The organism is Pedobacter humicola, from assembly GCF_056490705.1.
Genome location: NZ_JBWJIG010000036.1, coordinates 1 through 2,217 on the forward strand (window position 1 = coordinate 1; position 2,217 = coordinate 2,217).

At 49.4% G+C, this 2,217-nt stretch carries 2 tRNA genes and 1 rRNA gene; all 3 read right to left on the reverse strand.

Annotation, left to right across the window (positions count from 1 at the left end):
- Positions 1-66: 66 nt before the first annotated feature.
- The 3 genes from AC04Q1_RS26390 to AC04Q1_RS26400 all read right to left on the reverse strand — a co-directional run bounded on the left by AC04Q1_RS26390 (position 67) and on the right by AC04Q1_RS26400 (position 1,942).
- Positions 67-143, reverse strand: a tRNA-Ala gene (locus AC04Q1_RS26390).
- 17 nt (positions 144-160) lie between these two features.
- Positions 161-235: transfer RNA gene (locus AC04Q1_RS26395), tRNA-Ile, on the reverse strand.
- Between the two features lie 185 nt (positions 236-420).
- Positions 421-1,942, reverse strand: a 16S ribosomal RNA gene (locus AC04Q1_RS26400).
- Positions 1,943-2,217: the final 275 nt, after the last annotated feature.

Below are 2,217 nucleotides of genomic sequence, written 5' to 3' on the forward strand. Positions count from 1 at the left end.
TATTATGTGGAGAATAACGGTCCCGATAGCTATCGGGACGAACCGTTGACCGGTTGCCATTCTTCATGGTGGAGAATAACGGAGTCGAACCGTTGACCTCCTGCGTGCAAGGCAGGCGCTCTAGCCAGCTGAGCTAATCCCCCAAAAGGATCTTAATGTGTAGTCCCGTCCAGATTTGAACTGGAGACCCCTACATTATCAGTGTAGTGCTCTAACCAGGCTGAGCTACGGGACTTTTTTAAGGTAAGCTTGTTAGTTGCAGTATATAGTATCTTACCGCTACTGATTTCCTTTGGCTTCCCCATCATATAGTCCGTTAAGCTTACCTTATACAGTAGCCCACCGTTTTCTTCTGGGTGTTTCTTTTTCTCTTTTTTTCGAAATATCATGTTGCGTGGCGAGTAGGCGGTGCTACTCCAGAAAGGAGGTATTCCAGCCGCACCTTCCGGTACGGCTACCTTGTTACGACTTAGCCCCAGTTATCGGTTTTACCCTAGGACGCTCCTTGCGGTTACATACTTTAGGTACCCCCAACTTCCATGGCTTGACGGGCGGTGTGTACAAGGCCCGGGAACGTATTCACCGCGTCATTGCTGATACGCGATTACTAGCGAATCCAACTTCATGGGGTCGAGTTGCAGACCCCAATCCGAACTGTGAACGGCTTTGTGAGATTCGCATACCGTTGCCGGCTAGCTGCCCTCTGTACCGTCCATTGTAGCACGTGTGTAGCCCCGGACGTAAGGGCCATGATGACTTGACGTCGTCCCCTCCTTCCTCTCTGTTTGCACAGGCAGTCTGTTTAGAGTCCCCACCATGACGTGCTGGCAACTAAACATAGGGGTTGCGCTCGTTGCGGGACTTAACCCAACACCTCACGGCACGAGCTGACGACAGCCATGCAGCACCTAGTTTCGTGTCCTTGCGGACTGATCTATCTCTAGATCATTCACTAACTTTCAAGCCCGGGTAAGGTTCCTCGCGTATCATCGAATTAAACCACATGCTCCTCCGCTTGTGCGGGCCCCCGTCAATTCCTTTGAGTTTCACTCTTGCGAGCGTACTCCCCAGGTGGAACACTTAACGCTTTCGCTTAGCCGCTGACTGTGTACCGCCAACAGCGAGTGTTCATCGTTTAGGGCGTGGACTACCAGGGTATCTAATCCTGTTTGATCCCCACGCTTTCGTGCCTCAGCGTCAATAAGACCATAGTAAGCTGCCTTCGCAATCGGTGTTCTGAGACATATCTATGCATTTCACCGCTACTTGTCTCATTCCGCCTACCTCTAGTCCATTCAAGCCCATCAGTATCAAGGGCACTGCGATAGTTGAGCTACCGTCTTTCACCCCTGACTTAACAGGCCGCCTACGCACCCTTTAAACCCAATAAATCCGGATAACGCTTGGATCCTCCGTATTACCGCGGCTGCTGGCACGGAGTTAGCCGATCCTTATTCTTCCGGTACATTCAGCTACTTACACGTAAGTAGGTTTATTCCCGGATAAAAGCAGTTTACAACCCATAGGGCAGTCTTCCTGCACGCGGCATGGCTGGTTCAGAGTTGCCTCCATTGACCAATATTCCTTACTGCTGCCTCCCGTAGGAGTCTGGTCCGTGTCTCAGTACCAGTGTGGGGGGCCATCCTCTCAGATCCCCTAGTCATCGTCGCCTTGGTGGGCCGTTACCCCGCCAACTAGCTAATGACACGCATGCCCATCTTCATCCCATAAATGTTTGATCATTGGATAATGCCATCCTGTGATTTTATGCGGTATTAATCCGGATTTCTCCGGGCTATCCCCCAGATAAAGGTAGGTTGCATACGCGTTACGCACCCGTGCGCCACTTTCATATCCAGCAAGCTGGATAATCTCGTTCGACTTGCATGTATTAGGCCTGCCGCTAGCGTTCATCCTGAGCCAGGATCAAACTCTCCATTGTAAAATGTGTTGTAAGATGCTGACCAGTTTTAACTATTGTTAAAAATAGTCCTCTTTTTTTTTGTTATGTTGTCTGTTAGACACCACCTTTAAAATAAAGCTACGTAATCATGTACTTTGATCGGTACTCCATTACCTCGCTACGCTACATTGACATCTCTTTTAAGAACTTGCTGACCAGGTAGCCTCACGGCCGGTCATATTATATATCGTTAAACCTCAGTTCGGAAAAGTCTTGTTCGTCTCTCCGTGTTTCCGTTTATCTCAATCTGTTTT